At 31.9% G+C, this 25084-nt stretch carries 23 protein-coding genes; 15 read left to right on the forward strand and 8 right to left on the reverse strand.

The annotated features are described in order from the left end of the window. Position 1 precedes the first annotated feature (1 nt). The gene (locus tag RM697_RS12675) at positions 2-589 is read left to right on the forward strand and encodes a class I SAM-dependent methyltransferase (RefSeq protein ID WP_311428273.1); all 588 of its coding nucleotides are present in this window, start codon (positions 2-4) and stop codon (positions 587-589) included. On the opposite strand, the gene RM697_RS12680 is transcribed toward RM697_RS12675, so the two are convergent. Further along, positions 586-1407 carry a glycosyltransferase family 2 protein gene (locus RM697_RS12680; protein ID WP_311428274.1) on the reverse strand — a complete coding sequence of 274 codons (822 nt, stop codon included), beginning with the start codon at positions 1405-1407 and terminating at the stop codon, positions 586-588. The two genes, RM697_RS12675 and RM697_RS12680, sit on opposite strands and share 4 nt — an antisense overlap. A 2-nt stretch (positions 1408-1409) precedes the next feature. Next, positions 1410-2231 carry a glycosyltransferase family 2 protein gene (locus RM697_RS12685; RefSeq protein ID WP_311428275.1) on the reverse strand — a complete coding sequence of 274 codons (822 nt, stop codon included), beginning with the start codon at positions 2229-2231 and terminating at the stop codon, positions 1410-1412. Positions 2232-2332: 101 nt separating this feature from the next. On the opposite strand from RM697_RS12685, the gene RM697_RS12690 reads away from it, so the two are divergent. After that, positions 2333-3070 (forward strand): glycosyltransferase family 2 protein, encoded by a 738-nt coding sequence (locus RM697_RS12690; protein ID WP_311428276.1) that lies wholly within the window; start codon positions 2333-2335, stop codon positions 3068-3070. Between the two features lie 209 nt (positions 3071-3279). Here RM697_RS12690 and RM697_RS12695 read toward each other — a convergent pair whose 3' ends face one another. Next, positions 3280-4341 (reverse strand): hypothetical protein, encoded by a 1062-nt coding sequence (locus tag RM697_RS12695; protein ID WP_311428277.1) that lies wholly within the window; start codon positions 4339-4341, stop codon positions 3280-3282. 160 nt (positions 4342-4501) lie between these two features. After that, positions 4502-5227, reverse strand: coding sequence for a polysaccharide deacetylase family protein (locus tag RM697_RS12700; RefSeq protein WP_311428278.1), 726 nt, complete (start codon positions 5225-5227; stop codon positions 4502-4504). Positions 5228-5310: 83 nt separating this feature from the next. Here RM697_RS12700 and RM697_RS12705 point away from each other — a divergent pair, with 83 nt between their 5' ends. The 13 genes from RM697_RS12705 (at position 5311) to RM697_RS12765 (ending at position 20918) form a co-directional block, all read left to right on the forward strand. Next, a complete protein-coding gene (locus tag RM697_RS12705; protein WP_311428279.1) occupies positions 5311-6057 on the forward strand; it encodes a glycosyltransferase family 2 protein in 747 nt (248 codons plus the stop codon). Then, entirely contained in the window at positions 6057-7127 is a 1071-nt protein-coding gene (locus tag RM697_RS12710) for a glycosyltransferase family 4 protein (protein WP_311428280.1), read from the forward strand. The genes RM697_RS12705 and RM697_RS12710 overlap by 1 nt, the downstream gene beginning before the upstream one ends. 73 nt (positions 7128-7200) lie before the next feature. Then, positions 7201-7866: a class I SAM-dependent methyltransferase gene (locus RM697_RS12715; RefSeq protein WP_311428281.1), complete on the forward strand. Its 666-nt coding sequence runs from the start codon at positions 7201-7203 to the stop codon at positions 7864-7866. Beyond that, positions 7866-8711 carry an FkbM family methyltransferase gene (locus RM697_RS12720; protein ID WP_311428282.1) on the forward strand — a complete coding sequence of 282 codons (846 nt, stop codon included), beginning with the start codon at positions 7866-7868 and terminating at the stop codon, positions 8709-8711. The genes RM697_RS12715 and RM697_RS12720 overlap by 1 nt, the downstream gene beginning before the upstream one ends. Next, positions 8712-9272 (forward strand): L-threonylcarbamoyladenylate synthase, encoded by a 561-nt coding sequence (locus tag RM697_RS12725; protein WP_311428283.1) that lies wholly within the window; start codon positions 8712-8714, stop codon positions 9270-9272. It begins immediately after the preceding gene. Between the two features lie 46 nt (positions 9273-9318). After that, complete coding sequence (locus RM697_RS12730) at positions 9319-10737, forward strand: CCA tRNA nucleotidyltransferase (protein WP_311428284.1); 1419 nt, start codon at positions 9319-9321, stop codon at positions 10735-10737. Beyond that, positions 10738-11187, forward strand: a complete 450-nt coding sequence (locus tag RM697_RS12735) for a GNAT family N-acetyltransferase (protein ID WP_311428285.1) — start codon at positions 10738-10740, stop codon at positions 11185-11187. Between the two features lie 2 nt (positions 11188-11189). Beyond that, on the forward strand, positions 11190-12206 hold the full coding sequence (locus RM697_RS12740) for a COX15/CtaA family protein (protein ID WP_311428286.1): 1017 nt from the start codon (positions 11190-11192) through the stop codon (positions 12204-12206). A 24-nt stretch (positions 12207-12230) separates the two neighbouring features. Then, positions 12231-12746: an IS1096 element passenger TnpR family protein gene (locus RM697_RS12745; RefSeq protein WP_311428287.1), complete on the forward strand. Its 516-nt coding sequence runs from the start codon at positions 12231-12233 to the stop codon at positions 12744-12746. 125 nt (positions 12747-12871) lie between these two features. Next, positions 12872-13777 carry an ABC transporter ATP-binding protein gene (locus RM697_RS12750; protein WP_311428288.1) on the forward strand — a complete coding sequence of 302 codons (906 nt, stop codon included), beginning with the start codon at positions 12872-12874 and terminating at the stop codon, positions 13775-13777. A 21-nt stretch (positions 13778-13798) separates the two neighbouring features. After that, the gene (locus tag RM697_RS12755; protein ID WP_311428289.1) at positions 13799-14626 is read left to right on the forward strand and encodes an ABC transporter permease; all 828 of its coding nucleotides are present in this window, start codon (positions 13799-13801) and stop codon (positions 14624-14626) included. A 28-nt stretch (positions 14627-14654) separates the two neighbouring features. Beyond that, the gene (locus RM697_RS12760) at positions 14655-18029 is read left to right on the forward strand and encodes a T9SS type B sorting domain-containing protein (protein ID WP_311428290.1); all 3375 of its coding nucleotides are present in this window, start codon (positions 14655-14657) and stop codon (positions 18027-18029) included. 24 nt (positions 18030-18053) lie between these two features. Continuing rightward, on the forward strand, positions 18054-20918 hold the full coding sequence (locus tag RM697_RS12765) for a T9SS type B sorting domain-containing protein (RefSeq protein WP_311428291.1): 2865 nt from the start codon (positions 18054-18056) through the stop codon (positions 20916-20918). Here the strand turns inward: RM697_RS12765 and RM697_RS12770 are convergent. From RM697_RS12770 to RM697_RS12785, 4 genes are all read right to left on the reverse strand, one after another. Beyond that, entirely contained in the window at positions 20915-21142 is a 228-nt protein-coding gene (locus RM697_RS12770) for a DUF6095 family protein (protein WP_311428292.1), read from the reverse strand. The genes RM697_RS12765 and RM697_RS12770 overlap by 4 nt on opposite strands. Beyond that, positions 21132-21947 (reverse strand): N-acetylmuramic acid 6-phosphate etherase, encoded by an 816-nt coding sequence (gene murQ, locus RM697_RS12775; protein WP_311428293.1) that lies wholly within the window; start codon positions 21945-21947, stop codon positions 21132-21134. Before murQ ends, RM697_RS12770 begins: the two co-directional genes overlap by 11 nt. Before the next feature lie 82 nt (positions 21948-22029). Then, positions 22030-22614, reverse strand: a complete 585-nt coding sequence (locus tag RM697_RS12780) for a hypothetical protein (RefSeq protein WP_311428294.1) — start codon at positions 22612-22614, stop codon at positions 22030-22032. A gap of 69 nt (positions 22615-22683) precedes the next feature. After that, positions 22684-25080, reverse strand: a complete 2397-nt coding sequence (locus RM697_RS12785; RefSeq protein WP_311428295.1) for a TonB-dependent receptor — start codon at positions 25078-25080, stop codon at positions 22684-22686. Positions 25081-25084 lie beyond the last annotated feature (4 nt).

A 25084-nucleotide genomic window follows, 5' to 3' on the forward strand; every position in this document is an offset into this window, starting at 1 on the left:
TATGAGCCTAGGTTTAATTGACAGATTTCATATTTGGCGCAGAAAAATGCGTTGGGATAGACAATATAAAAAAGGAAAATGGGACTACTTAAAAAACGACACTGAGGCTTACAGGTATCGTAAAATCATAGACTATGTAAAAACCTATGGCACTAAAAATCCAAGTATTTTAGATTTAGGTGCTGGTGAAGGCGTACTCAACGAACACTTTATCGATTTTGACTACAGCTTTTTTGAAGGTGTGGATTACTCTAAAGTTTCTATTGATAAGGCTAATAAAAAACAATTAAGAAACTCAACGTTTACAGTAGCAGATTTGCATCATTATAAACCAAACAGACACTTTGATATTATTATTTTTAATGAGGCTTTTTATTACATACATGATTCTGAAAGAGCAAGAGTTTTAAATATAATCTTAGACCATCTCAATATTGGTGGACTTCTAATTACTTCAATTTATAAAGAAGGTATTGGTTGTTGGGAATACTTTGATATTGGTCGATTAGAAAAATTGAGTTTTGAAAAGGTAGATCCTCCAAAAGAAGGTACTTATTGGATGGTTGGCGCTTATAAAAAACAAAGCTAAGACGGTTTTACAATGCCGTAATCTGTCCAGATTATTTTTTTAGATTTCGTAGTTTTTCTAATCTCTAAATTAAGATTTAATGCAATATCATTTTTATAGGAACGCTCATGGTATAAATGAACACAAATTGCACTATACCTAATCTGAATTGGCCTTATACCATAATTCATTAATCGTTCTCCTAACTCCCTATCCTCTCCTCCATAAGCCATACGCTCATCAAAACCATTAACTGCAATAATATCTTTTTTCCAGCCTGAGGCGTTCATTCCATCCCAAGTTGCTTTGGTAGGTGTAAACTTGTTTAAAAGTTTTTCTTTTAATCCAGAAGACGAAAGCTTATTAGTTTTAAACGTTTTTTTAAGTCCTTTACTCACAAGCCAATCTATATCGAAGCAGTTTTGATTTTCAATATCTTGTCTAGATATTTGATCTGAAATTGATTTTGGTAGCTTAAAATAACCACCTGAAAGGAAGCAACGTAGTTGTCTTAGGTGTAAATGTTTTTCAACAAAATCTAATCTCGGAATACAATCACCATCAGTAATTATGAGGTAATCAGATGCAGAAGCTTTTATGGCTTTGTTAAGAATTTTAGTTTTTCTAAAACCATCGTCCTCATGCCAAATATGAGTGATGGTTAAATCGGTTTCGCTTTTATATTGCTCTATTAATATTTTGGTAGAGTTTGCAGAACCATCATCTGCAATGATGATCTCAAAATCTTTGAAGGATTGTTGCTCATAACCTATAAATACTTTATACAACCACTCAGGCTGATTGTATGTACTAATAATTACTGAGGCTTTAGGTTGCACACTTACTTTTTTACAATTCCGTAATCTGTCCAAACCTTATTCTCGTCTTTAACGTCTTTTCTAATCTTTAGATTACGCTCTAAAGACTCTTTGGTCTTATAACCTCGTTTATGATCTAAGTGAAGACATATTGCTTTATGACGTATTTGCTTAGTTTTAATTCCAAAATTCATGAGGCGTTCACCTAACTCTCTATCTGGTCCACCATACTGCATACGCTCATCATAACCATTGATATCAATTAAATCTTGTTTCCAAGCTGAAGAATTACAATTATTAAAAGTAGCTCCTGTTGGTGTAATAAAATCTAAAAACGTGGCTAAGGTATCACCAGCAGAAATTTTAATAGCTTGTTTTGCACCAAGTTTATCTTGTTGTTTTAACCACTTTACATCAAAACAATTTTCATTAGCAATGTCGTCTGTGGTGATGGTTTTACTTAGAGCCATATTTAATTTACAATAACCACCAGATAAAAAATAACCTCTCTCAGCATACTTAGCGTGTACAGCAATAAAATCGTTTCTTGGAATACAATCACCATCAGTCATTAAAATATAATCGAATTCCGTTTGCATGATTACTTTATTAAGTAATTCTTGTCTACGATAACCTTCATCCTCGTGCCAAATATGTCTTAAAGGCACAGGATAATCGGCTTGGTAACTTTCAATAACAGCCTTTGTAGATGCTCCAGAACCATCATCTGCCACAATAACCTCATAATTATCATACATCTGATGCTTATAACCTTCCAATACTTTTCGTAACCAATCTTCGGAATTATAAGTACTTATTATAACTGAAATAGGTAAATTATTCATACATGTGTTTAATATGCTGCAAATTTAACCATATTAAATCACTTCTTTACTATGATAATAAGAACGACTTAACCTTATTAATTTTGTAAATTTGCCATAGCATGAAAACCTTAACTGTAATCATACCAACATATAACGAAGAAGACTATTTGTGGAGAGCATTATACTCCGTAAAATTTGCAGATGAAATTATAGTTATAGATTCGTATAGCACTGATGATACTTTAAAAATAGCTGAAGAGTTTAACTGTAAAATATTAAAACGAAAGTTTGATAATTTTTCTAATCAGAAAAACCATGCATTACAATACGCAACATCTGATTGGGTTTTATTTTTAGATGCTGATGAGCGATTAACCACAGGATTACAAAGAGAACTGATAGATGCAATAAACACAGAAAAACACACAGCATATAAGTTGAATTTTCCACACTTTTACATGAATCGCTTTTTGTTTCATCACAGTCATAATGTAACTCGACTAGTGGTAAGAGAACAATGTCATTTTGAAGGTTCTGTCCACGAGAAACTGATTGTGAATGGTAGTATTGGAAAATTACAAAACCCTGTTTTACATTACACCTACAAAGGTTTAGAACACTACATCAGTAAAAAAGATAGTTATGCTTGGTTTCAGGCTCAACAAATGTTAGATAAAGGAAAAAAGGTAACCTACTTTCATTTGGCCTTTAAACCTTTTTATAGATTTTTTCACAGTTTTATTATCAAAGGTGGTTTTAGAGATGGAGTTCCTGCCTTAGCTATTGCAGGCATAAATGCTTATGGCGTATTTTCTCGTTATGCTAAACTAATACTTCTTAAAAAGGGAATACGCTAAATTTAATGTCATTAAGAGGAAGAATATATTAGAGATAGAGATACATTGTTGCTCTTTATATTTTAATAATAACTTGGCTGTATAAGATTAGTTGTTTTTTAAACAACTTATTTACTTGGTTAATCATATGTACAGAGAAATTCCTCCGGAATTCCACAAGTAAGCTAAAACTAGCACCTAATTACATACATTTTTATGCTTAAGTTATTTTATTCAATAATTATAAATCCATTTGAGTTTTCAGTAAATTTTCCGATACACTCATTGTTTTTATAGACTGTTATAACTTTAGAATAGTCACCTCCACCAAGAAGTCCTCCTCTCCAATTATCGTGTTCCTCTAAAATACCTGGTTTAGATTCTAATTCATAAAGAACATTATCAAATTTATCTGAAGCCTTAATTTTAAGTGTATCAGAAGTCAAATTAAAAATCAACAAACGTTGTCTTTCACCAACTAAATCTTTGTAATTATCAGCTGTTGTATTACAGTCTATTTGCTCATAATGATTTTGTTCTAAATCCACAAATAGATTTACGAGTTGGGTTTTATTAAAACTCTCTTTAATAATTTTAATTCTACCTAGTAAAGAAATAAGCCGTGTTCTATTAATTGTTGCTTCATAGAGCATATTATGATTTTTACCAATATAATTTGTAAGTCTATTTAGATAGTCTTCGTTGGTTAAATAGAAATTCACGTTCTTCTTTATACTTTCTTGGTCTCTTCTGAATAAATGATTAAAACCATTCAAAGAGTAATAATCTATATTAGCTGTAAACGCTTTTTGGTAATCTTCCCATGCTAAATTGGTATATTGATATCTTTGTTTTAAAAATTTAATATCTTCTAATATTGGATGGTATTTTGATAGTACGTCTTCTTCTAACTTAAGAAGTTTATCCATATTTTCCGTATTATTTTTGTAGTCTGAATAATTAAATAGTAAGCCAGCATATCTAAAATTCTCGTAATCTTTTTCATTGACTTGTTTGTTTATAACACGCTTCATTAATGAATCTTGATGTCGTAAAAATTTAATCTTACCATTAGCATATTCTATGTTTTCGATAACTTCATTTTCTGTTTTGTTAATTAAGGAATCTACTTTATCGGTGATTTTTCGTTTATCGTTCCAATTATTAATCTGAAGTGCGATTAAAATTCCGATTACAACAAGAATAATTTCTCCTATAGCATATTTAAAATACTTTCCAGTTTTATTTTCTATAATGAGGTTTTGTCTTATTCGTCTAAAAAACTTAATCATAGTTTCTGTTTTTTTCTTCCCGAAACTTCGGGAGCTGTCTCAACCAAATGTCCACATGACATTTGATTTCGCAAGACAAAATTAAGTTTCGATAATCTAAAGAATTTTATCATTGGTTAGCGGTTTTTGATAATAAAGTACAACACTCAAACATAATCGGTTAAAACAATTTCAATTTACCAAATTTAAGTTTCAATTTAAAGGTTTTGAGACTATCTTCTCCCTTAATATCTATACGCTGAATTTCATAATTATTTTTAAAAGGGAATCTATTTATCCTATTCCCAATTCTTAGAGCGTAAGCTATTTTTTGGTGTTGTAATTCTTCAAAAAAATCTGCCTTTACCATTTTAGATTTAGGATATTTACCATAAGGATAAGCGAGTACGTTTTTAATATCGAGATTATTATCATTAATAAACGCTTTGCACTTTTGGAAATCCTCTTGTGTTTCTTGTAACGATATATCCTTGTAGTTTTTATGATAAAAAGAGTGCAATCCTAGCTCAACAATAGTAGAATCCATAGATTGTAATTGTTCAACAGACATAATGGCTTCCTTTCCACTATTCCAATCATCTTTTCCACCAACATAAGCCATAGGAATATAAAAACAAGCCTTTAAATTATTAGACTTCAATAAAGGATAGGCCAAATCTAATTGATTTACATAAACATCATCAAAGGTAATAATGACTGACTTCTTAGGCAGTTTTAGACCTTTTTCTTGCATCAGCATAATATCAGAAAAATGAAACGTATTGTACTTATTTGCTTTTAAATACTCAAATTGTTCATTAAGTCTATTTTCAGAAATAGTTAACCCAATACTTTCAGTATCGTTCTTTGAAACGTTGTGATACATTAATATTGGAAGTTTAGACATAGCGTATAATATGAATCTTTTATCACAGTAAAATTATTACTTTTGTTGACCACCACAAACAAATAGAGAAACTGTTTTAATTAATGATAAGCGCGCTCGCCATTACATACAATGAAGAAGACTATATTGAGCGTTACGTGCAACAACTCTCCTTTGCCGACGAAATTATTTTTATTGACTCTTTTAGCACTGATAACACTGTTGATTTAGCTCAAAAGTATGGTGTTAAAGTTATACAACGGAAATTCGATAATTTTTCTACTCAACGGAACTTTGCTTTAGAACACGCAAGTAATGATTGGGTTATATTTTTTGATTTAGATGAATCACTACCAAACCAATTAATTTCGGAAATTAAAACTATAGTAAAAGAAAATTCTAAGAATTATGCCTATAGAGTGAAGCGCAATTTTTACTTTATGGGAAAGCACATTAAATACAGTGGGTTTCAAAATGATACTGTAGTAAGGCTTTTTAATAAAACTAAATGTACTTATAATGGTAATTTAGTGCATGAAACTCTTTCTGTCAATGGTACCATCGGCTCTCTAAAAAATACATTAGATCATTATACCTACAAAACTTTTGATGACTATAACAAAAAACAAACGCAGTATAGTAAACTGCAAGCAAAACATTTATACAATAAGAATGTAAGACCAAACTTATATCACTTCTTTGTGAGACCTTTATATCGTTTTTTACATCAATATTTTATTAAGCTAGGATTTTTGGATGGTAAAGAAGGTTTTATATTAGCTTATTTGCAAGGATTCTCTGTTTTTAAGCGCTATCTTTTTCTCTGGACAACATATAGAAATATCGAATAATGATGAAGCAGGTTTTTTTAGAATCTCATAACATTAAAAATCTACATTTCGGATTTGGTCAGTTTAATTATCACCTAATTAAAGGATTATACAATGCCGAAATAGATGATTTTAAAATGACACTTCATGCTAAAAATACTACGAAATTAAAAGAAGAATTCGGTTCGTATTTTAATTACAAAACTTATAAATCGTACAGACGATATCCTCTTTTTAGAATACGTAAGAAATATGATGTTTGGCACTCCATGAATCAGAATATAAAGATAGAACCACACCACAACATACCTTATGTACTCACAATACACGACGTAAATTTCATTGAAGAAGTATCCTCAGACTTGAGCCATGATCGCAATAAAAGATTCACAGAAAAATTAAATAGAGCCTCGGCAATTACTTACATTTCAGAATTTGCAAAACAATCTACACATCAACATTTTAAAGTCCCAAATGTTGAGGAATATGTTATATATAATGGCAATCCAATACGTGAGATTATCATTTCAGATCAATACCAGCCAAATTTAAAACCTAGCAAGCCTTTTTTATTCAGTATTGGAGAATTTACAGAGCGTAAAAACTTCCATACTCTTGTAGAAATGCTAAGACACATTGAAGAATTCAATTTGGTATTATCTGGCAATAACAATACTGAATATACACAAAACGTACTTTTACCTACGATTGAAAAACTGAATCTACAAGATAGAGTTATCATAACTGGGAAAATTAGCGATTTAGATAAGCAATACTATCTACAACATTGTACTGCATTTGTTTTTCCATCCTTGAGAGAAGGCTTTGGTATTCCGCCAATTGAAGCCATGCGTTTTGGCAAACCTGTTTTTTTGTCCAAGAATACATCCTTGCCAGAAATTGGTGGTAATGATGCTTTCTATTGGGAACATTATAACGGCGAATACATGGCGAAAATTCTAACAGAAGGTTTAGAGTATTTTGATACGCATTCAGATTCGCTTAAAACAAATTATATTAATAGAGCACAATCGTTTAATTGGGATGATGCCTCAAAAGCATATGCAGATGTTTACAGAACACTACTTTAGTAATATTATAGAAATTGTATTTTGATTGAAATTAAAATCTAACTTTGCAAAACGTTATTTACAACCATCTCTTATGTTAAAATTTATCATTCCAATTGTTGTTGCTATAGCTTTATTTCCATTCGTTTTAAAGTTTATAAAGCATAAATCCTTGTATCCATTTATGCCATATCAATATAACTTTAGACGTAGACGCATAACCTTTGCTAAAGTTTTAAAATTACTTACAGAACGAAATGCAAAAATTATTGTTGAAACAGGAACCTCAAGAAAAGGTTTAGAAGGTGCAAAAAGTGATGGTGCAGCAACCATTGTCTTTGGAAAATGGGCAAAAGAAAATGGAGCTGTTTTACATTCTGTTGATATTAGTGAAGATTCTGTAGAAGGTTCTAGAAATGAGGTAAAACAACAAAGATTAGATGATGTTGTTACAGTACATTTAGATGATTCTTTAAACTACCTTAAACATTTTAAAGACGATATTGACTTTCTATATTTGGATAGCTATGACTATTCAAAAACTGATGTAGATATCCAAAAAAAGAGTCAGGAGCATCATTTAAAAGAATTTAAAATTATTGAAGATAGACTTCATAAAAACACCATTGTACTTATTGATGATTGTGGATTACCAGGAGGCGGAAAAGGAAAAACTGTAGTCGCCTATATGATTGAAAAAGGCTGGGAAATCCTTATAAATAAATATCAAATTTTACTAGTCCATAAAGACAGTTTATAATGAATAAAGCATTTAAATATTTCAAAAAGAATAAGAAATCTAAAAAGCGTAAAGCTATATTAGGACCTCATGCTCAAGGTGTTATTTATAATACCGAAAATGGAATAATTGCTTTACCTATTGAAGATATTGGTATTGGGAAATCGCTTGGTTTCAATGGAAATTGGGATATGGAAGAAATTAATATCCTCTCAGAATATATCTCTAAAGACGATGTCGTTTACGTTATAGGTACACATGTTGGCACTTTATTGATTCCTATGGCAAAACAGGTGAAAGAGGTTATTGGTTATGAAGCCAATGAAAACACCTTTTGGTACATGGAAATGAACCTATGTATGAATCGATTAAAAAATGTTCAATTATTTAATTATGCTGTTGGCGACACCAATAAAATGGTAACCTTTTACCAAAACACTGTAAACTCAGGAGGAAGTAAAATTGCACCACAGAAGGATAACATTATGTATAATCATGATAATCCTGATAAAGTTGAGGTGCAAATGATTGCTTTAGATGAGCACATTACTCAACAGAATTTATCACAACCCAACGCCATGCTCATGGATATTGAAGGTGCTGAATACTATGCACTTAAAGGTATGCCAAACACCTTATCTAAACTTAAATTTCTATATATAGAGTACGTGCCTCATCATTTAAAAAATGTGTCAAATATTTCTAACGAACAATTTTTAGAAGGCATTACGCCACATTTCACAAAAGCCAATTTTGTAAGAAATAAAAAGGTAATCACTTATAATTCTGACAGTTCTGAAGTACTCAATTATTTAAACAACCTAACTGCAGCTAATGAAACCGATGATATTCTATTTTCTAAATAAATGAAGCATCTATTAGAACATAGTATCAGTGTTTTAAAAAAATCCGGAACACTACTCTATCCTACTGATACAGTTTGGGGCATTGGTTGTGATGCTACAAATTACAATGCTGTAAAAAAAATCTATGAACTTAAAAAACGTGAAGAAACTAAAGCTCTCATATGCTTAGTTTCAGATTTTAAAATGTTGCAACAATATGTTGAAGACGTTCCCGAAATGGCTTACGATATTTTAAAATATGCCAACAAACCTACTACGATAATTTACGACAGACCAAAAGGTATTGCAGAAAATCTTATTGCTAAAGATAATACACTTGCCATTCGTATCGTTAGGCAAGGATTTGCACATCAGCTCATTAAAAAATTACGACGTCCATTAGTCTCAACCTCAGCAAATATTTCTGGTGAATCTTCACCAAAATCCTTCAAAGAAATTAGCCAAGAGATTTTAAAAGGCGTGGACTATGTCGTAAATTTGCAAAACGAAAATAAAAAGGCCAAACCATCAACAATTATTAAGTTAAGTAATGATGGTATGGTTAAAATTATTAGAAAGTAAATTCAAATTTTCTTATAAAATTTAACGGATTTAAACGTTGCAGTTAATGAACTACAAAGACGCGTTAAAGCACAACATATTCAAGATAATTTCCAATTCAGCCAAAGATCTAAATATAGATAGTTACGTTATTGGTGGTTATGTAAGGGATTTTGTATTGCAACGAGGTACTGCAAAAGATATCGATATTGTTGCCATAGGAAGTGGTATTGACTTAGCTAAGCAAGTATCAAAAAATCTTCCCAATATGCCTAAGGTTCAAATTTTTAAAACGTATGGTACTGCAATGCTTAAATACGATGATATTGATATAGAATTTGTTGGAGCTCGCAAAGAAAGTTATCATAACGATAGTAGAAATCCTATAGTTGAAAACGGTACTCTAGAAGACGATCAAAACCGAAGAGATTTTACCATCAATGCTTTAGCATTAAATCTTAATGAGGAAGATTTTGGAGAATTATTAGATCCATTTAATGGCTTGTTAGATTTAAAACTAAAAATAATTAGAACACCTTTAGATCCTAACATAACCTATTCTGATGATCCTTTAAGAATGATGCGTGCTATACGTTTTGCATCGCAACTTAATTTTATGATTGAGGAAGAATCCTTAAATGCTATTGTAAAAAATAAGGAACGAATTAAAATTATTACTAACGAAAGGATAGTAACAGAGTTACACAAAATTCTTGAAAGTGACGTACCCTCAAAAGGATTTTTATTATTAGAACAAACAGGACTACTTCATTATATTCTTCCTGAGTTAACAGCGCTTAAAGGTGTTGAAGAAGTTGAAGGACAAAAACATAAAGATAACTTTTACCATACTTTAGAAGTTGTAGATAATATTGCTAAATCTACAGATAACCTCTGGTTGCGTTGGGCTGCTTTACTGCATGATATTGGTAAAGCACCAACAAAACGTTTTAAAAAACGAATTGGATGGACCTTTCATGGCCATGAGTTTGAAGGCTCTAAAATGGTATATCATTTATTTAAGCGATTAAAAATGCCATTAAATGATAAAATGAAATTTGTGCAAAAAATGGTGTTTATGAGTTCTAGACCCATTGTAATCTCACAAGATTTGGTAACAGATTCTGCCGTTAGACGTTTGGTGTTTGATGCTGGAGATTATATTGATGACTTAATGACACTATGCGAAGCAGATATTACAACCAAAAACCCTAAACGATTCAAAAAATACCATAATAATTTTAAGATCGTAAGGCAAAAAATGATTGAAGTTGAGGAGCGTGATCAAATCAGGAATTTTCAACCACCTGTTTCGGGTGAAGACATTATGAAAACTTTTAATTTAAAACCTTCCAAAGAAATTGGCATCATAAAAGAAACAATTAAAGAAGCTATTTTAGAAGGTGAGATTCCTAATGACAAAGAAGCTGCTCTTTTACTAATGCTAAAAAAAGGAAAGGAACTAGGCTTAAAAATACAGCATTAAATGATAAGGCTATTAAGAACTAACTCTAAACATAAAGATTTCATCTTTTTGGTGAAAGAACTTGATAGTTACTTAAAAAAAACTGATGGTGATGAACATGCATTTTATAATCAGTTCAATGCAATAGACAACTTAAATCATGTTGTTATCGCCTACAATAATAACGAACTTATCGCATGTGGTGCTTTCAAAGAATTTAAAAAGGATTGTGTTGAGATTAAACGAATGTTTACCTTACCTAAACAAAGAGGTCTTGGTATTGCATCATTAATATTAAATGAGTTGGAGCTTTGGGCTAAAGAATTAAACTACAAACATTCTGTTTTAGAGACAGGAATTCGTCAAAAGGAAGCAGTAAAATTTTATAAGAAAAATTCATACAAAATAATTCCTAATTATGGCCAATATATTGGTATTAAAAATAGTTTGTGCTTTGAAAAAAAATTGTGAAAATGAAAAAAGATAACAAAACTGTAGTCTACTGGTTACTTATTGGTTGTGTGTTAATCTTTACAATGGTAGTTGTAGGAGGTATTACCAGACTTACGCATTCAGGTCTTTCCATATCTAACTATAAATTAATTTCTGGGACCATTCCTCCTATGAATGAGGTAGAATGGCAAGAAGCTTTTGACTTATACAAGCAATATCCTGAATACCAAAAACTAAACAACCAGTTCACTCTTGAAGATTTTAAAGATATCTATTTCTGGGAATGGCTACATCGTGTTATTGGTCGTTTTATTGGCTTAGTATTTATAGTTCCTTTCTTATACTTCTTAATTAAAAAACGACTTTCAAAACCAACTATAAAGAAGGCGATAATTCTTCTAATAATGGGTGGCTTTCAAGGATTTTTAGGATGGTATATGGTTAAAAGTGGTCTAGTAGATAGACCAGATGTAAGTCATTATAGATTAGCAGCTCACCTCACAACTGCTTTTCTAACATTTGCTTACACGTTTTGGGTAGCACTAGACCTCATATTTCCTAACAGAAAAGATATTGATGCAAAATTTAGAAACCTCATTAGATTGAGCTTAGTCGTTTTATTACTTCAAATTATTTATGGTGCTTTTGTGGCAGGCTTAGATGCTGGATTTATTCATAATCATTGGCCAATGATGAGTGAAGGTAAATTTATGCATGAAACAGTTTATATTGAACAAAACCCAATCTACCTTAACTTTATTGAAGGAAAAAGTGGTGTGCAATTTGTGCATAGAATACTTGCATTTTTTGTAGTTATTAGCATCTTAGTCATTTGGTTTAAAGGTCAAAAATTGAGTGTTTCAAAACTTCAAAACAAAGGTTTAAATGGTTTACTAATTATGGTTAGTGTTCAATTTTTACTAGGAGTATTAACCTTAATTTATGGTGTTCCGGTTTGGTTAGGCGTGTTACATCAAGTTGGTGCTTTTGTACTTTTAAGCTTTATGATTTTCACCCTTCATCGTTTTAGTAAATAATTGAAAATCACTTAACTTTGCAGCATGATTTACAGATTTAGAGTAATATTAGACAATGACACTGAAGATGATGTGTTTCGTGATCTAGAGATTAGAGAATCAGATACTATGGAGGATCTTCATAATATCATTACACAATCCTTTGGATTTGATGGTATGGAAATGGCATCATTCTATATTAGTGATGAGCAATGGAACCAGGGCGAAGAAATTTCTATGTTTGATGTAAGTGAAGGCGACGACCAGGTAAAATTAATGAATGAAACTTCAATTAAAGATATCGTACACGAGGCACAAACTAAGCTAATTTACGTTTATGATTTCTTAAATATGTGGACCTTTTTTGTAGAGTTAGCAGAAATTGTTGAAGAAGCTCAAGGTGTAGATTACCCAAACCTTATGTTTGTTCATGGTCAAATTCCTGATGAAGCACCTCAAAAAGCATTTGAAGGTGAAAGTGTTGATAATTTTAATGAATTTGAAGATGATATAGATATTGATGATTACCAAGGATTAGACTTTGATGAAAATTGGAATTAAGGTCTTAGAATAATAAAAAACTCAGAATTCTATTCTGAGTTTTTTTATATCCAAATTTCTATCAAAGTGTAACAAATAATGATCTGCTTCGTCTTACCTTTATAACCGATCAAAACATAAGTATTTTGGATACTATTCTTACAATTAATAACCTCACAAAAAAGTTTGGTTATCTCACTGCAGTAAAAGATTTGTCTTTTACTATTAATAAAGGTAATGTTTATGGCATCTTAGGACCCAATGGAAGTGGTAAATCTACAACCCTTGGTATTGTGCTGAATGTGGTCAATAAAACCGAAGGTAATTTTCATTGGTTTGATGGCAATACAACAACACATGATGCTTTAAAAAAAGTTGGTGCTATCATTGAGCGTCCAAATTTTTATCCTTACATGTCTGCTTACGAAAACTTAAAATTAGTATGTAAAATTAAAGGCATTGATTACAGTAAAATTGATGAGAAGCTAGAAATTGTAGGGCTTGAAGAACGAAAAAATAGTAAGTTTAAAACCTACTCGCTAGGTATGAAACAGCGCTTAGCTATTGCCTCAGCACTTTTAAATGATCCTGAAATTTTAATACTAGATGAGCCTACAAATGGTTTAGATCCGCAAGGAATTCATCAAATACGATCCTTAATAAAGGACATTGCAAAAGATGGGACAACCATACTACTCGCCTCTCACCTTTTAGATGAAGTAGAAAAAGTATGCTCTCATGTTGTAGTGCTTCGTAAGGGTGAGAAATTATATTCTGGTCGTGTAGATGAAATGATTAGTAGTCATGGTTTCTTTGAACTCAAAACTGATAAAGCATCCGAATTAAAAGCATTGATAGAGTCTCATGCTTCGTTTTCAAAAATTAAAGAAGAAGGAGAGCTTATTACTGCGTTTTTGAATGAACCCATGAATGCTAGTGATTTCAATACCTTATTATTTAATAAAGGTATAGTACTATCCCACTTAGTACAACGTAAAGAAAGTTTAGAAGAGCAGTTCTTACAGCTTACTGATAACTTAGAGCAAAATTAATCAATCAAAAAAATCAATCTTATGTTACGTTTAATAGGTTTAGAACTTCAAAAATTATGGCTCAATAAAACGAGTAAAGTTTTAATATTTATATCATTTATATTACCATTTACAGTACTTATACTCTCCTCTATTAAGATTAATTTTTTTGGGTTCTTTACTCTAGAATTAGGCGAGCTAGGTATATTTAACTTTCCAATAATTTGGCATATTACAACTTTTTTTGCCTCTTACTTTAAATTCTTTTTCGCCATAGTAGTGGTTAGTATGATTGGCAATGAGTATAGTAATAAAACGATTAAACAAAATCTTATTGATGGTCTAAGTAAAAAGGAATTTATTCTTTCTAAGTTTTACACTATTGTCTTTTTCTCATTAGCAGCAACAGTTCTTATTGGAGTAGCAACTTTCCTAATTGGTATGTATTACTCTAGCTATACAGAAGCTTCAATAATATTTAGAGATATTGAGTTTTTATTAGCATATTTTATAAAACTAGTTGGTTTCTTTAGTTTGTGTTTATTCTTTGGTATGCTACTAAAACGCTCCGCTTTTGCCCTTGCTTTTCTATTTGTTTTATGGATATTAGAATGGATGGTGTTTTGGGGAGCTTATGAAGCATTTGGAAATGCTGATAGTGCATTCAAAGTTAAAAATTTCATGCCTTTAGAATCAATGTACAAGCTTATTGATCAGCCTTTCCAAAGAATTATGATGACTAAATTCCCTGAAAAATCAGAACTTGTATATGACTATGGAGTACATTGGTATGAAATTGCTGTTGTTTTAGGTTGGACTGCTCTATTTGTATTTTTATCGTACAGATTATTAAAACAAAGAGATTTATAATATCTTTGGTAACCTTCGGGTTATCGCTATGAAAAAGATATTTACAATAATTTTACTGCTTTGCGGTTTAGCTACCTTTTCTCAAAATGAAGCCTCTTTTTGGTACTTTGGGCAGAATGCAGGATTACAATTTGATGTGGCATCTGGTTCTGTTACAGCACTAACTAACGGTCAATTAGACACCTTAGAAGGTTGCACCTCTATTTCTGATACTAATGGTAATCTACTGTTTTATTCAGATGGTATAACCATTTGGAATCAGAATCATCAGGTCATGCCAAATGGTACTGGATTAAAAGGAGATCCTTCAAGCACCTCATCTGGTCTTATTGTGCCAAAACCTCAAGACCCAACAAAATATTATATGTTTACAGTTGATGAACCGCATCATTCAAATTCATCTGCTTTCCCAAATGAAACAGATGGTGATGGTATTAATGATGGTTTTATGTACTCACTAGTTGATATGAATTTAGATTCTGGTAATGGTGATGTAGACCTTACAGAAAAAAATATCCAACTTATTACTTACGATGAAACTAATCCTACTGAGGTAGAGTTCAAATGTTCAGAAAAAATTACTGCAGTAAAAGCGGATGATTGCTCCTCGTTTTGGGTAATTACACATTTTACTAATAAGTTTTATGCGTTTAAAGTAGATGTAAATGGTGTAAATTCAGATCCTGTAATTTCAGAAGTTGGTCCAGAAGTTCCAGTGAGTGGTTACAGACGTAATGCACTTGGTTATCTTAAAGCTTCACCAGATGGATCTAAATTAGTTGTCGCACATTTTGGTTTTGCTTCTGCATTTAATACTAACTCTCCTGGAGGTGTATATATGTTTGATTTTGATAATGAGACTGGCGAAGTAAGCAATAGTTTAGAATTATATGGTCCTGAAAATGGCAACAGTCCATATGGTGTAGAATTTTCTTCAGAAAACAAACGTGTTTATGCAACTGTAGGTTTAGGGGCTAATGGAAATAACGCAAGTCAATTATTACAATGGGATTTAGAAGCTACTGATATTCCTGGGTCAATTCAAATTATTGACTTCTCTAACAATCTAAGTGCTGGAGCCATTCAGCTTGGTCTAGATAAACGTATTTATAGAGCTCTTGTAGATTTTTCTGACTTCTTTAATACTGGAAGACATCTAGGAGTTATAAATAACCCTGAAAGTCTTGGACAAGACGTAGCGTATGATGAAAATGGTATTCTAGTTGATGTTAATGGTACTACTCAAAACCTAAGCAAAATTGGCTTACCACCTTTTATACAATCTTTATTTAATTCTGAAATAGATATTATTCGTAATGGAATAAGTACCACACAATTATTATTATGTGATAGTGCAAATTATACCCTAACTGCAGATGATATTCCTGGAGCAGACTATACTTGGTTTCAGGATGGAAACGAAATTATTGGTGAAGAAACTTTTGAGTTGCTTATTGATGAACCTGGTTTTTATGAAGTTTTTATTGAGCCAAATAACGGTGAATGTCCAATTGAAGGCGAAGCACTTGTTGAAGTTTTTGAAATTCCGATCATAGCAACTCAACCAGCAGATATAGAAGTATGTGATACTGAAAACACTTTTGTTTTAACCGATAAAGACTCCGAAATTCTTGGTAGTTTAGATCCAAGTATTTATGATGTTAAATATTTTATCTCACAAGAAGATGCTGACCTTAATGAAAACGAGATTATAGGTCCATTTACAACCAATAGTAATTCTCAAACCATTTATGTTGTTGTTAGTAATAGTGGAAACTCAAATTGCTTTGATGAAACTCAATTTACAATAACACGGTTTTCAACACCTACCATCAACAATTTAGAAGATATTGAATATTGCGACTTTTATCTAGATCCTACAGATGGTATTGCAGAGTTTGATTTATCTACTTTAAATGCTGACATACTAGGCAATCAAAATGACACCGATTATACATTGTCTTATCATGAAACTTTTAACGATGCTGAGAGTGACACTAACCCAATATCATCACTTTTTACAAATACAGATCCCTCTGAAGAGATCTTTGTTAGATTAGAAAATAACTTAGATCAAACATGTTTTGTAATCGATTCGTTTAATTTGATTACAAATGCTGCACCAACTGCAAATACCATAAATATTCTACAATGTGATGAAGATGGTATTCCAGAAGGTTTCACCCTGTTTAATTTAGACAACTATCAAAGTGAAATTACAGATAATCCTGAGGATAAAACATTTAGTTATTTCTTGTCTTTTACAGATGCAATAAACGAAGAAGATCCTATCAATGGTTCTAATTTCAATAACTTCTTTAATCCGCAAACAGTCTTTGCTCTTATTGTTGATAATACTACTGGATGCTCTAACATTGCCGAAATCCGTTTAGAGATTAGCGCAACATCCTCTAGAAATGTTACTCTACAAGAATGTGATAATGATGGTAACGAAGACGGTTTTGTGGCCTTTAATCTTACAGATGCAGAAACATTAATTCTAGAAGGTATTTCTCCAGATTTAGAGGTGGTCTTCTACCAAACTTATGATGAAGCTCTCCTTGAGCTTAATCCTCTTGCAACGACTTTTACCAATACCATAACCTATTCTCAAACCATATATGCTCGTGTTGAAAACATGAGTGCTTGTTTTGGTATTAGTGAAGTAGAACTCACAGTATTTGAATTGCCTAATATTGAAACAGAGTTTCAGACCATTTACTGTCTTAACGCTTTTCCTGAGACCATAACACTAACTGGTGGTGTCATCGATGATGATCCTAGCAACTATTACTATCAGTGGTCTAATGGCATTGATGATGAATCTGAAATAGAAATTAATGAGCCTGGCACATACACTGTTATTGTTTCTAATACTGATGGCTGTTCTAAAACAAGAACTATTACTGTACTGCCTTCTAATACAGCAACTATAGATAATATTATCGTTACTGATGCTGCTGAAAATAATTCGATAACGCTCCAAGTCTCTGGTGAAGGTGATTATGAATTTGCATTAGATAATAGTGTTGGTCCTTACCAAGACAGTAACGTTTTTGAAAATGTGAGTTTTGGGTTTCATGATGTCTATGTTAGAGATAAAAATGGTTGCGGTATTGTATCGGAGTTGGTCTCAGTCATTGGCTTCCCAAAATTCTTCACACCAAATGATGATACTGTTAATGACTTTTGGCAAGTGAAAGGAATCTCATCTCAGTTTCAACCAAATTCAGTGATTTATATATTTAATAGATATGGAAAACTATTAAATGAACTAGATCCGCTAGGTTCTGGTTGGAATGGAACTTACAATGGTTTACCAATGCCTAGTGACGATTATTGGTACAATGTAACACTACAGGATGGACGAACTTTTAATGGCCATTTTGCGTTGAGACGTTAACCTCTCTATTAATCTAAAATTAGTATGCTAAAAAAAATTGCACTTTACATATTCTGCAGTTTTAGTTTATCTGTATTTCCACAGATGGAAGCAATCCATTGGCAATTTCAAAATTATGGTGGCATAAAATACAATTGGTGTACAGAAACATACGACATTGTTACAGAAGGACAAGCGTTTGTTGATAATAACCAAATACAAACAGGTTATAGCATGTCTACTATTTCAGATAAAGATGGTAATTTAATGTTCTACTCAGATGGACGTTCAATTTGGCACAGAAACCATCAACCTATTCCACAAGCCAGTGAATATGATGACACTCAAATACAGGGAAAGGGAAATGTTATCATTTTACCTCAGCCAAATAATCCAAATATATATTATGTATTTGCGCTAGATAATGGTGCTTTTTGGAATACCTATCCAGATGCACCTGGTCCTGTTACTGATGATGATGGTATTAATAATGGTTTTACTTATTCAGTTATAGATACAACTTTAAATGGAGGGTTAGGTGATATTATTCCAGGTCTAAAAGATATTCCTTTGCTTACTTATAATCCTAATGACACTATTGAAGAAGCAATTAAATGCTCAAGAAAACTAACTGTAGTTAGAGGAAATGATTGTAACTCATATTGGATTATCACACACTTTAGAGCCAGTTTCTATGCATTTAAATTCGATGAAAATGGCTTAGATAATAATCCTGTAGTGTCTACTGTTGCACCTTTAATAGAGCCACAAGAAATCACAAATTCTAATTCAATTTGGTATCGTGGTGCAAAATTTTTTAAATCGTCACCTGATGGTTCTAAATTAGCTATTTCACATGCTTTTAAAAATGATGTTTTTGGGGAACCAGGTTTTATTTATGTGTATGATTTTAATAACTCAAATGGTAATGTATCTAATACAACTCCTGTGTTTTTAGGAGTAGATGATAATGAATATCCTGCTGCGATTGAATTTTCTCCTTCTGGTAATTATTTATATGGTTTTACCTATGATTTTTTAGTAAACAATGATGGAGGTTTCGATTCTAATCGTTTTCTAAGATGGAATTTACAAGCTACTAATATTTCAGAATCTGTTGAAATAATAGATGAGTCTTTAGCTTATGATAATGCTAATATTCAACTTGGTATTGATAATAAAATCTACTTAAATAATAATGCCTCAGGAAGCGAGCTTCTTGGTCAAGCAAGTCGTTACCTCGCAGTAATTAATAATCCAGACGCTACACTTCCAAATATAAACTTACAAGCAGATGGTATTTTGGTCGATCCTAGTACAATTTTTGAAAATACAGCTAGAGGTCCTTTACCTCAACTTAACAACCATTGGTTTAACAAACGTGTAGAAATAATTAAAAACGGATTAAGTAAATGTGAATTGTTTATTTGTGGTACCCAAAGTGAGTTCTTAACAGCAGAAAATATTAGTGGAGCTGATTATGTTTGGTCTAAAGATGGTAATGTTTTAGCAGGAGAAAATACCTTTCAACTTGAAATTTTTGAACCTGGTTTTTACGAGGTATTTATAGAACCTAATGATGGTCGTTGTCCATTCTTCGGTAATGCTACTGTATTACAATCAAATGCTGTACCTTCTGCATTAGATATCTCAATATTTCAATGTGATGAAGATGGAATTTCTGATGGTTTAACAGCATTTAATATTACTGATCTCATTGAAGATATTACCAATAACGAGGCTGATAGAAGTGTTGCATTTTATGAATCGTTTTCAAATGCTCAAACCCAAACATTTCCAATAGATGGAAGTAATTATAATAATACTGCTAATCCACAAACAATTTATACAGTAGTTACAAATACAAACTCTGGTTGTACAGCAATTTCTGAAGTGATGTTACACGTAAGTAATACAGGTGTAGACAATACTTTTTTATCTGGTTGTGATGATGATAGCATTTTAGATGGAATAGGTAGTTTTGATCTATCTAATGCATCTAATACTATTTTATCTGGCTTACCTAATGAGCTTACAATTGCATTTTACGAGTCTTATAATAATGCCTTAATAGAAAACAATCCATTACCCAATGATTATAATAACACTACTCCTTACTCACAAATAATTTACGCTCGTGTAGAAGACGGTTTTAATTGTTATGGTATTAGTGAAGTTACGTTGTCAATAGTATTACCACCTAATATAGAAACTGAATTTGAGACCTTATATTGCCTAAATTCATCTCCACAAACAATAACCCTAACAGGTGGAATTATAGATGATAATCCAAGTAATTATCTATACAATTGGTCTACTGGTGAAACAACATCAGAAATTGAAGTTAACGACACTGGAACCTATTCTGTTACTGTAACAAATACTGATGGCTGTTCTAAAACAAGAACAATTACTGTACTGCCTTCTAATACAGCAACTATAGATAATATTATCGTTACTGATGCTTCTGAAAATAATTCGATAACGCTCCAAGTCTCTGGTGAAGGTGATTATGAGTTTGCATTAGATAATAGTGTTGGTCCTTACCAAGACAGTAATGTTTTTGAAAATGTGAGCTTTGGGTTTCATGATGTCCATGTTAGAGATAAAAATGGTTGCGGTATTGTATCGGAGTTGGTCTCAGTCATTGGCTTCCCAAAATTCTTCACACCAAACGATGATACTGTAAATGATTACTGGCAGGTTAAAGGTATATCTGCTCAGTTTCAACCTAACTCTGTAATTTATATTTATGATAGGTACGGAAAATTATTATCACAATTAGATCCGCTTGGTCCTGGTTGGGATGGTACTTTTAATGGATTGCCTATGCCAAGCACAGATTATTGGTTCTCCGTTAAACTCCAAGATGGACGAACTTTTACTGGCCATTTTGCCTTGAGGTTTTAATCAAACATACTTTTCATAATAGTTTTGATACCAAAAAACCCTGCATAAATTGCTCCAATACAAATTAATATACCAACAATTAAAGTTAGCTCGTAAAGATTAGACGCTTTATTTCCAAGAGCCATATAAACTAAAGTTGGTCCTAAAAACATCAACAATGCAGTTAATATCATAATCTTAACGCCTTTTATCAAAAGGTCTTTATCTGTTCGTTTAGTTTCCATAATAGCCTTGTATTGCTTGTCTAACACTTTTATAAGTTTCTAGTAATTGTTTAGCTTCATCAGTGTCTACATTAATTTCATTCATAATCATATTAATACCTCGTTCAACTAATTTATTATTACTTAGTTGCATATCTACCATTTTATTGCCTTTTACATGACCCAATTGAATCATCGTCGTAGTAGTAATCATATTTAAAACTAACTTTTGAGCTGTTCCTGCTTTCATCCTAGAGCTTCCAGTAACAACTTCTGGACCAACAATAACCTCAATAGGAAATTGAGCAGTATTAGATAACGGACTATTATGATTACAAGTAATGCAACCCGTTATAATGTCTCTAGAGTTACATTTTTCCAAGGCACCAATAACATATGGTGTTGTACCTGATGCAGCAATACCAATAACAACATCATCATTTGTAATATGATGAGACTGTAAATCCTCCCAGCCTTGTGTTTTAGAATCTTCAGCAAACTCAACAGCTTTTCTAATGGCATTATCACCTCCTGCAATGAGACCTATTACTAAATCGTGAGGCACACCAAAAGTAGGTGGACACTCGCTAGCATCTACAATACCTAAACGTCCACTTGTACCAGCACCTAAGTAAAATAAACGGCCTCCACTTTTTAATTTATCTACAATCTGTAGTATTAAATTCTCAATCTGCGGAATGGCTTTCTCAACAGCTAATGGTACAGTTTTATCTTCTGTATTGATATAGTCTAATAACTCTGCTACTGATTTCTTCTCTAAATCTGTGTAATTTGACTCTGACTCTGTAGTTTTAATAAAATCCATTATTCAAAAATACATAATCGCTAGGCATAAATGAAAAAGGCAGCTATAAAAGCTGCCTTTTTGTAAAACTCAATTTAATTTATTAATTAATTGCAACATTGTTAAATGTAATATTGAAATCTTCAGAACCACCTGTAGTTGATCCAAATTCATTTGAATCATCTACTGAACTTGGTTCGTGAATAAGTCTAATCTGTAAATTTCCTGAACTAGCTGCACCAGCATCCCAAGTTGTAAAAACACCTAACTTACTTCCATCAGGACCATCAACATCACTTGCATCTCTCGTTAAAGTAAAATTAAGTCCATTTACAGCATATGCAAAAAAGTGCTCATCAGCCTCAGGGATTATATCATCATTTAAAACATCATCTGCAGGATCTTCTGATGCATTTAGTAATCCTAATCTTAACTCATAAGTTGCTCCAGCAGAAAAACTACCAGTAACTAACTCTGTAGTAGTACCATCTTCCAATCCATCTGGTGCTAAACTCGTCATTACAACAACATCTGAAGCATTTGCCGTGTTTGTAAAGGTTAAGGTTAAATTTGTAATTAACTCTTCCTCAAGTACTGGAGTTGGATCATCATCATCAGAACATGAGGTAAAAGACGTTACTAATGCTAAACAAAAGAGTGCGCTTATAAAAAATTTAGTAGTTTTCATAATATTCAAATTTAAATTATTGATTTTCATTGTTTTAAAGTTTAATTTATTTGTGTTCATTTATTTTTATTAATAATTGAGTTCTAATTGTAAAGTAATATTACGTCCTAGGTCATCAGCAAAAAACCGTAAACGGTTTAAATAGTTACGATAAGACGTATCAAAAAGATTATTTATACCAAGAGCTACATTTAAAGTTGTGTTTTCACTTACACTGAATGCAGCTTCAGTGTAAAAATGTAAAAGATGATAAGCAGCTGGTGGTGTACTTATATCTATAAGGATCATTTCTTCATTGAGCTGATCTAAAACTTCAAAATTAAAATCTGGGAATTCATTTTGTTCAAATACCCATTCTGATCTTAAACTGGCTGAAAAATTATACCAGTTGCTATTGGTATATGTTAATTGATTTATGGTATTAAAAGAAGGAATATCTATAAGTGGTACATCCATTTCTAAATCGTAACCTTTAATAAAGGCTGTTTTATTTTGAAACTCCAAGGACTTACTGATATTGTATATTGCAGTAAGATCAACACCTAGCATTTCTGCATTGGTTTGCTGATATTCCCATAACGGAAATGGTCCTCTTCCTGTTAAAATGAAATCAAAAGGTCTCAGATAGATAAAATTTGTAATCCTGTTATAGAATAACTCTGTAACTAAGCTAAAATTTGGACTGTTGTAAGCATACGAAAGGGAAACTCTGTTAGCTATCTCTGTATCAAATCTTAAATCACCAAATTCAAATCTAGCAGAAGAGTGATGTAATCCATCACTAAATAATTCAGATACATTAGGTGGTCTACTAGCCAAGTTATAATTAAAACGAATTTCGTTTTTTTCATTAACAGTGTATTTTCCTCCAATAGAGGCAGAAATATTATGATAATTAAATACAGGATTAGTTAATAACTGCGTTGGTAATTCTTCAATTATTATATCTGAAAAATCGTTATCATATCCACGTTCTTCCCATCTTGATGTTTGATAAAACTTCTTTGCGTCGATTCGGTTAAAATCATATCGCAAACCAGCATCTATCAATAGATTAGCATTTAACTTTAATTCTGTTGTAATGTAAGTACCAAAATCGTACTTATTATAATCTGGAATAAGGCGTCTAACACCTGTATCTGGATTTGCAAAATTATCTTGATAACGACCCATTATTCCGAAATTTATCTTTCGTTCTAGGTTGTTATCTAAATTTACATCAGCAGAGATTGTATGGGTTTGCAATGTTAAATCTACAGCAGGTATATTACGCCTATCACCTATCCTAACATCGAACTCTAGACGTTTGTTATATTGATAGTCGTATTGTACACTTAGCTTACCAAAATTCTGAAATCGTTTATAGTAGTTTGCTTTTGCTAAATGATGCGTTATATCTTGCTTTGGTGCATTAATATCATAACTAAAGTCTTCTATAAGCAATGGTTGACCAGAGTTTATAGCGCGTTCAATATCAAAAACACTTCCAATGTGCGAAGCTCCTAAGATTCCTATGGTGTTATCTATAAAACTGTAAAATAACTCAAAACCAGACTCAAACTTCTTCTTACCAACTCTAGTAGAAAATCCTCTAGAATCTAACCCAGTATTTGTAAGATTGTAGTCTGGAGCTTCAAAATCACCTCGTCTTTTATAGGTACCTTGAAATTGAGCAAACCAACCTGAAATAAAATCTTTATTTATAGCAGTAGATATATGATAACCTCTACCATTACTTTGTCCACCAACTATAGTATTACCATAAAGTGTATCTCGTTTAACAAACTTACTTGGATTAATAATAATTACACCACCTAAAGCATCACCTCCATAAGCCAATGCTCCAGAACCTTTGATTACAGAAATCTGATTTGCACTATTGATATCAATATTTGGTGCATGCTCAATTCCCCATTCTTGATCTTGCTGGCGCACACCATTATTAAGTATTAATATCCTACTGCTATGCAAGCCGTTTATCATAGGTTTAACAATCGTATTACCAGTATTGATTGAAGATACTCCGGGCACTTCCTTTAGTACATCTCCGAGACTTAAGCTACTATATCTATTAATAACTTTTGATTTAATAATAGTTTCTTGAGCTGTATTAGTTTCGGTATTTTCCTCTGTTTTTACTGTAACTTCATTTAGTTCTTCCAGATGATGTTCTAACTTTATAAGCTTCACCATATCACCTTTAATATCTATCTCCAATATTTTAGTTTCACAAGCTAAATGCGAAATCTCAAGTATCAGAGTACCCTTACACAAATCTTCAATAGCAAAATAGCCATCAATATTAGTTGTGGTATAAGTTTTAAGATTTTTCATGTAAATGGTTGCTCCAGCAATTGGAGTGCCATCATGAAAATCTTGGATTGTACCAGTAAGTTTATAGTTACAATCTTGTGCATTACCATAGGCAAAACACAAAATCGTCATAGCGATACATAAATGTCGCATAGTG

The organism is Microcosmobacter mediterraneus, from assembly GCF_031846265.1.
GTDB classification, from domain to species: domain Bacteria; phylum Bacteroidota; class Bacteroidia; order Flavobacteriales; family Flavobacteriaceae; genus Microcosmobacter; species Microcosmobacter mediterraneus.